This window comes from Beijerinckia sp. L45 (genome assembly GCF_009765775.1).
GTDB lineage: Bacteria > Pseudomonadota > Alphaproteobacteria > Rhizobiales > Beijerinckiaceae > RH-AL1.
This window is the reverse complement of sequence record NZ_LMUU01000135.1, coordinates 1-7,145: the sequence shown is the minus strand read 5'-3', so window position 1 is coordinate 7,145 and position 7,145 is coordinate 1. Positions and strand designations below refer to the sequence as shown.

Below are 7,145 nucleotides of genomic sequence, written 5' to 3'. Positions count from 1 at the left end.
GCGCCATGATCTTGATGAAGCCGGAGCCAAACCAATCATCGTCCTCGCCGCGATCCATCATGATCTGCAGGCTGCCGAGGCCGACGGTGATCAGCGAAAGACCGATGTAATCGATGCCGCGTGAACGCTTCTGCTTTTCTTTCTCCCATGGTGGATCCTCGACAAGGATCGAAACGAGGAAGACGGCCGCAACACCGATCGGGATGTTGATGAAGAAGATCCAGCGCCACGTCGACTGGTCGGTGATGATGCCGCCGAGAGTCGGGCCGAGCACCGGCGCGACGATGGTGGCGATGGCGGTTATCCCGAAGGCCGCACCGCGCTTGGCCGGCTCGAACGTATCGAGGATGATCGCCTGCTGGTTTGGCTGCAATCCACCGCCGAAGAAGCCTTGAAGGAGCCGGAAGATGATGATCTGGCCGAGGCTCTGCGAAACGCCGCAGAGGAACGAGCACACCGTGAACATCGCGATGCAAATCATGAAATAGCGCTTGCGGCCGATCGTGTCGCTGAGCCAGCCGGAGATAGTCAGTACGATGCCGTTGGCGACAAGATAGGAGGTCAGCGCCCAGGTCGCCTCGTCGTTCGACGAGGACAGTTCGCCGGCAATATGCGGCAGTGCGACGTTGACGATGGTCGTGTCGAGAATTTCCATGAAGGCGGCCATCGTCACGACGACGGCGATGAGCCACGGGTTGGCGGACGGCCGCCAGCCCTGCCCGACACCGGCCGGTTTGGCCTCGGTCTTGGCGGGTTTGGCTGCCGGCTTGACCGGTCGTCCCGGCGCCTGGCCGGCCGTCGCCGCGGTGCTCATTTCACCGTCACAGTTGGAGTGACCGAGATGCCGAGCGGCACCGGAACGGTGGGATCGAGGCCGGAGTCGATGACGATCTTGACCGGCACGCGCTGCACGATCTTCACGTAGTTGCCGGTGGCGTTTTCAGGTGGAAACGCCGTGAACTTCGAGCCGGAGCCAAGCTGCACGCTGTCGACGTGACCATGCAGGTCAAGATCCGGGAAGGCGTCGACCTTGACGACGACACTCTGGCCCGGCCGCATTAGGTTGAGCTGCGTTTCCTTGAAGTTGGCGGTGATCCACACTTCCGGCGAGACGATCGAAAAGATCTGCTGGCCGGCGGTGACGTAGTTGCCGGCCTCGACGTTGCGCTTGGTGATCCACCCGTCATGCTCAGCCTTCACCACCGTGTAGGACAGGTTGAGTTCGGCCTGATGCAGGCGCGCTTCCGCCTGATCGACCTGACCGGAGAGCTGGCCGACCTGCGCTTGCGCCTGGCCGATGTTCTGCTGCACCGGCGTCGCCTGAACCTCACGCGCCTGGGCCTGCAGCACCTGCGCCTGCGCCTGTAATAGCGCAGCGTTGGCCGAGTCGATTTCCTGCTGCGTCGTCGCTTGCTTCGGCAGGCTTTTCTGGCGGGCGAAGTCGGCCTCGCGGCGCGTCAAGTTAGCCTTTGCCGAGGCTAGGTCCGCCTGCGCGGCCTGCAGGGCGGCGGGAAAGTTCTTTTGCGCAATCTCGGCGCCCAGCTTCTGCCCGGTCAGCTGCGCCTTGGCCGTTTCCAACACGCCCTGCGCCTGATCGCGATCGTTGATGAACTGCCGCGGATCGACGTGAATCAGCGGCGTGCCTTTGCGCACGAACTGGTTGTCGGTGACGTCGAGCGAGATGACGCGGCCGGCAATCTGCGGCGCGATCGAGATGGCGCGCCCGTCGGTATAGGCGTCGTCGGTGCTTTCAACGTTGGCGGTCGACAACCAGTAGTAGATGCCGCCAAGGGCCAAAGCGATAACGACGATGATCGCGATGATCAGAACAGTGGGACGACGCTTCTTGCGGGTTTCCTCGCCTTGTTTGACGTCATCCGACTTTTTGTCGGAGTTATCCTGACCCGTATCGTCCGGTTGATCCTTCGCCTCGGACTGACGCGCGTCCTGCTCCGCTTTTGCATTGTAGGTCGCGTCCTGCGGATGATCAGGATCGGGGTTGTTACGTGTCATAGGGTCCCCGTCAAACTAACGTCAAAAGTTTCAATTGCCTGTTGCCGCACATGGCGTTTGATGCCTAGATGCGTCCAGCAACCGAACTAGTTGGTTCGCCTATAGATCAGGAACGGCATGTCCTCGTCAACCGTGCAGGATCAATCGGTACTCCGCAGCACGCCGATTCCCCGTGGCCAAAAGCGGCGGCGCGAGATTGCAGCGGTCGCCGAACGCATGTTCTTTGCGCAAGGGTTCAGCGATACGACAATGCAGACCATCGCAACCGAGGCTGGTGCGTCAAAAGAGACGCTTTACCGCCATTTCGGCAGCAAGGAGGGCTTGTTTTCCGAGATCGTCGAGAGCCGGGCCAATCGTTTTATCGAAGGGCTTGATGAGAACTTTAGGCGGCCGGGTACCGTGGGCGATATCCTGCATAACCTCGGCACGCGCATGCTTGAAAAAATGATGGATCGCAACGCGCTCTGCCTCTACCGCATCGTTGTCGCCGAAAGCCCTCGTAATCCCGACCTCGGCCGCATCTTTTTCGAACAAGGGCCGGAGCAGGTGAAAGAACGTCTTACCCAATTCCTTGCTATTGCGACTAGACGGGGCGAAATCTCCTGCGCCGCGCCTGTCGTTTCGGCCAAGATCTTTTTGGGCGCCATCATCACCTACTATCACATGCTGGGCCTGGTCCTTCCGGAACGCCCGCCCGCGACCCGCGTCGAAATCAAAGCGCACGTCGACGAGGCTGTCGCAATGTTCTTGCAACGCTACAAAGTCGAGCAGACCTGAAGCATGCCCGATTGTTCGATGACAAGCTCAACGCTTCAAATCATCCCTGCGCAGCTCGAGTTATAAGATAATTGCTGAGGCTGAGGATCCAATCAGGAAGCGATGATGGGACATGGAGCCCGAGGTTCGTCGACGAGGATATGGCCGTCGTTCCCGACCACTACCAACTGCGAGCCATCAATGCGCAGAGAATGTTCCGGGAGCTCTTCGTCGTGCTGGAACCGCGCCGCGCTCTTAAGGTAGGCTACCGAAGCGTCTGAACAAGAAAATCAAGATTGCCCGGACCGGCAGCTGACACTCCTAAGGAGACTACGCGTGAACTCGCACGCTCTAATTACCAGCGGTCCTGACCTGCCCCCGAACTTTCATCCAGCGGCGATTAGAGTCCCGGCATATTTTACGCCGTGGGGCTTGTCGGTTGCAACAGGCGGGCGGTGAAGCTGGTCGGGGTTGCGCAGCCGACCGCCCGTTGCGGCGAGGTTGGCGGCGTAGGCCGCCGGTGTCTTGTATCCCAATGCCGAATGCGGTCGCCGTTGGTTGTAGTCGTCGATCCAAGCCGCGATCCGCGCCTTGGCGTGATCGAGACCTAAGAACAGGCTCTCGTTCAAAAGCTCGTCCCGCATCCTTCCGTTGAAGCTTTCGCAAAATCCATTTTGCATAGGCTTGCCCGGCGCGATGAAATGCCATGCGATCTCGTGGTCCCGCGTCCACGCGAACATGGCGTTCGAGGTGAACTCGGTGCCGTTGTCCGAAACAATCAATCCCGGCCTGCCGCGCCGCTCGATCAAAGCGGTGAGTTCGCGCGCTACGCGGCGTCCCGAAATCGACGTGTCGGGGATCGCCGCCAGGCATTCGCGCGTGACGTCGTCGACGACGTTCAGCACGCGAAATCGTCGTCCGTTGGCGAGCTGGTCGTGAACGAAATCCAAGGACCATCTAGCGTTCGCCTTCGCCTCGACGACGATGGGCGCGCGTGTTCCAATCGCGCGCCGCCGGGTTCGGCGCTTGCGTACCGCGAGGCCTTCTTCGCGATAGAGCCGGTGGATGCGGTTGATGCCGGACGTCTCGCCCTCGCGTCGCAGCAGCACGAACAGCCGCCTGTAGCCGAACCGCCGACGCTCGTTGGCAAGCTCGCGCAGACGCGCCCGCAGCCCCTCGTCCGGCGGTCGCCGCGACCGGTAGCGGACCATCTTGCGATCTGCTCCGGCAAGCTCGCAGGCCCGACGCTCCGAAAGCCCCGAGGCCTTTAGATGCGCGACGGCGTCGCGCTGAGCGGCGGGCCCTACCATTTTTTTGCAAGCAGCTCGCGCAGGGCCGCCGCGTCCAACATCTGCTCGGCAAGAAGCTTCTTCAGCTTGGCGTTCTCATCTTCGAGCTGCCGCAGCCGCTTGGCCTCGGACACGTCCATCCCGCCGTACTTGGCCTTCCAGTTGTACAGCGTCGCCTCCGACACCCCGTGCTTGCGCGCCAGATCGCCGGTCTTCGCGCCTGCCTCGTGCTCCTTCAGCACGCCGATGATCTGCTCTTCGGTGAACCTTGATCGCTTCATCTGTCCGTCCTTCAAATGGCCGGACTCTAAATCCTCGTGGATGGAAAAATTAGGGGCAGGTCACTCCATACGAAGCATTGGTTCCGACCCCAACATTAGGCCAAAACATGAGACTTGAACGTAGACCAAGTTCGCGAGACGGTCACATTGTCGAGAAGGCCGACTTTTGATGGAAGACATTCCCAGTTAAATTCCGAATATCCGCAGCTTAACGCAACCGATTTTCAGCACTGCTCCTGGTCAAGAGCTTCTGTTTTGCTAGAGTCCTGAATTGATCGATTATTTCGGGGGTTCCGCAGGAACCGCGACCGCGATCCATTTCCCAATGCAGCGCAGGTCTGTTTCCGATATTCATCCGATCGCGTCAGTGCGGGGAGATACACGGGTCCCGCTAGAAGCGATGGGATCTCGATCGCATGCGCGGTGCACGCAACGCCCAGGCAGACGCACAACGCATCCGCCGGTTCTGCAGCCGTAGGATCGCACGAGATCCCCTCACCACTGCGAAGCTGTCCGGACGAAAGAAGCCCCGCCTTTGGGCGAACGCCTGCCAAACACGCCGCGCCTGCCCAAATCCGATCAGTAGCGGGCGACGACCGCGGGCACTGCCTTAGGCGCAACGTAAAGTGGGACGATGATGCGGACCCAGCCACGTGTCTCCTTCTCGGAGGTCGACCCGTTGAGGGCGATCGCCTTGCCTCGAGCTGCGACGTCGCGGGTCACCATGCCCTGGACCGTAAAGCGACCAAAATCGTAGCCGATCAGCCCACCGAGCGCGACGTGCCCCTCGCGGATGTTGACTCCGTTGGCATAGAGGTTGTCCGAACGATCGTTAACGTCGGTCGAGGCGTTGCCAACGAAGCCGACTTCAAGCTTGCCGAACTTCTTCGTTGCGGTCAGGTCGAGCGCGACGGCATCGGAGCGTCCATTGTCGAGACCGGTATTGCCACCCTTCGAACCGAAGGCCCCGTTGTAGTAGAAGGTCGCGACGAAGTCGTAGCCGTTGGCCGTGTAGCCGAACGACGGACGGATATCAGCCGCAACATAGTCGGTATGCAGGAAGCTGTCGGGCGTCCGCACGCCGAGCAGAAGGCCGGCGAAGAAGCCGTTGCCGAAGTCATGCGCGATGTTCACGGCGAGCAACTGGCTGTAGTAATCAAGACGGTTAAGGCCACCCGGCGATGATGAATCGAGATGGGTAAATGGCGCCGCGTAAAGAACTTCGATGCGCGAATCCATCAGGGTCCAAGGCGTCGACCACGCGATGAGCGGGATGTTGACGCCGAGGTCTCGATAGTTGCCCGCGCCCCCCGCGTTGTCGCGACGACCATAGTCTTCGAGATCTATCGCATAGATGCCCTCGGGAAGAGGCGCGCCGAGTGCTACACCCATCGTCTCGCCGGACTGGGCGATCATGGTCGCATTGGATGCGCCCGCCGACAGGCAGACGGCGAGCGCGGCCGAACCGATGGTTGCGATAATCTTGCTGTTCACAGGCGCCGTCCCCCAGATTTCGCTGCCTCACCAATCCACGGAAGACCGCTTGCATCAAGCAGCGCGGTAGTCTCGCGGGGTTGGCGGCTTTAATCGAATCGATGCAGCACAATCGCACTGTCGCGAGCCAGAAAGCTAGCGAAATGGTGTCCTGTCGACGCGTGTTGTTAGACGAAGTTGCATTTACACAACAGGCATTCGAATGAAGATAAGTAAATGCGGCAGATCACTTCAGCGTGAGAACAGTAATGCTGCCTTCAGCTCTTCATGGTTCTGCTCCGAGGAACAACCTGATGCAGTCGGGCCACCTCCTCAGATGGCATCAACGCGTCCAGCGATCGGAACGGCGGACGTCGGAGCGGTGGATGCCGCTACTCGGCAGTCGTTTGACGCGGAAGCATGCACCCGAGCGTTGATCGTATCAAGGGTGGCAAAGAGCGTTGTCGTTCCGTTGCGCTTATAGTCGTGGGTCATCGTTGCGCATTTGCCGCGCTTGAGCGGCAGGCCCGGCTGAGTGCGATCGAGCGCCTGGATCTGGCTCTTCTCGTCGATGGAGAACACTACCGCGTGACGGGGTGGGTCGATGTAAAGGCCGACGATATCGTCGAGCTTGGCTGCAAAGTCCGGATTGGTCGAGCGTTTGAACGTGCGCACCCGATGCGGCTGTAGCTTGTGGTCTGCCCAGATCCTCTGGATCGTGCGGAGCGACAGGCCGCTTGCCTTTGCCATCGCACGGCCGGGCCTGTGCGTAACGCCGCCCGGCGGCGTCTTGAGTGTTAACGCGACGACCGCGTGGACTTTATCCTTCGATGTCGGCGCGACGCCCGGTGGCCGGGTCTTGTCGCGCAGCAACCCCTCGACGCCTTCCTCCGCGTAGCGGCGTTGCCACCGCCATACCATAGGGCGGCTCACGCCCACACGCTTGGCCACTTCAAGCACCGGCAGGGGCTGCGCCGACAACAACACGACGCGCGCCCGCAACACATGCTTCAGCGCGCGGCGGCGGTCTTTCTCGATGCCTTCGAGCCGCACGCGATCTTCAAGAGGAGGTAAAACCGAAACTGTCTGAGGCATCAAGCCAGACTCGCAGATCCGCAGGAGCCTGTGAATCCTCCGACATCGTCAGTGCACTAGCGACGGTTTCTTAGCGGAGCAAGCGTGATCATCGAACGATCTTCGACGCATTGCCGGACACGATGCCGGGGAGAATCGGAACGGAAATCGATTAACGACCTGTCGTTGCCAGTTGGTAAATAAGAGCCCGACTCAAAATTTACGTTTGAGCGGTCTGCTGCCTCGCGAGTCTTCGCAT

General features: G+C 60.5%; 6 protein-coding genes. 1 reads left to right on the top strand and 5 read right to left on the bottom strand.

What is annotated here, in order from left to right; all coding sequences use genetic code 11:
* Together GSQ79_RS29560 and GSQ79_RS14160 are read right to left on the bottom strand one after the other, a co-directional pair.
* The coding region (locus GSQ79_RS29560) for a DHA2 family efflux MFS transporter permease subunit (protein ID WP_246725328.1) at window positions 1-814 on the bottom strand (814 nt) is incomplete at its 3' end.
* Window positions 811-2,013: an HlyD family secretion protein gene (locus tag GSQ79_RS14160; RefSeq protein WP_158809349.1), complete on the bottom strand. Its 1,203-nt coding sequence runs from the start codon at window positions 2,011-2,013 to the stop codon at window positions 811-813. The genes GSQ79_RS14160 and GSQ79_RS29560, both read right to left, overlap by 4 nt.
* Window positions 2,014-2,145: 132 nt before the next feature.
* Here GSQ79_RS14160 and GSQ79_RS14155 point away from each other — a divergent pair, with 132 nt between their 5' ends.
* A complete protein-coding gene (locus tag GSQ79_RS14155; protein ID WP_158809348.1) occupies window positions 2,146-2,790 on the top strand; it encodes a TetR/AcrR family transcriptional regulator in 645 nt (214 codons plus the stop codon).
* Window positions 2,791-3,155: 365 nt separating this feature from the next.
* Here GSQ79_RS14155 and GSQ79_RS14150 read toward each other — a convergent pair.
* From GSQ79_RS14150 to GSQ79_RS14140, 3 genes are all read right to left on the bottom strand, one after another.
* A protein-coding gene (locus GSQ79_RS14150) for an IS3 family transposase (protein WP_158809347.1) occupies window positions 3,156-4,339 on the bottom strand; the annotation gives its coding sequence in 2 pieces (ribosomal slippage) (window positions 3,156-4,087 and window positions 4,087-4,339; 1,185 coding nt in all).
* A gap of 579 nt (window positions 4,340-4,918) precedes the next feature.
* Window positions 4,919-5,833 (bottom strand): transporter, encoded by a 915-nt coding sequence (locus GSQ79_RS14145; protein WP_158809346.1) that lies wholly within the window; start codon window positions 5,831-5,833, stop codon window positions 4,919-4,921.
* A gap of 312 nt (window positions 5,834-6,145) precedes the next feature.
* Window positions 6,146-6,907, bottom strand: a complete 762-nt coding sequence (locus GSQ79_RS14140; protein WP_158809345.1) for an IS630 family transposase — start codon at window positions 6,905-6,907, stop codon at window positions 6,146-6,148.
* Between the last annotated feature and the right edge of the window lie 238 nt (window positions 6,908-7,145).

What these genes read in the sequence shown, in the direction of transcription:
- GSQ79_RS14160 (WP_158809349.1), bottom strand. Translation starts at nt 2,013, where the DNA reads ATGACACGTAACAACCCCGATCCTGATCATCCGCAGGACGCGACCTAC.
- GSQ79_RS14140 (WP_158809345.1), bottom strand. Translation starts at nt 6,907, where the DNA reads ATGCCTCAGACAGTTTCGGTTTTACCTCCTCTTGAAGATCGCGTGCGG.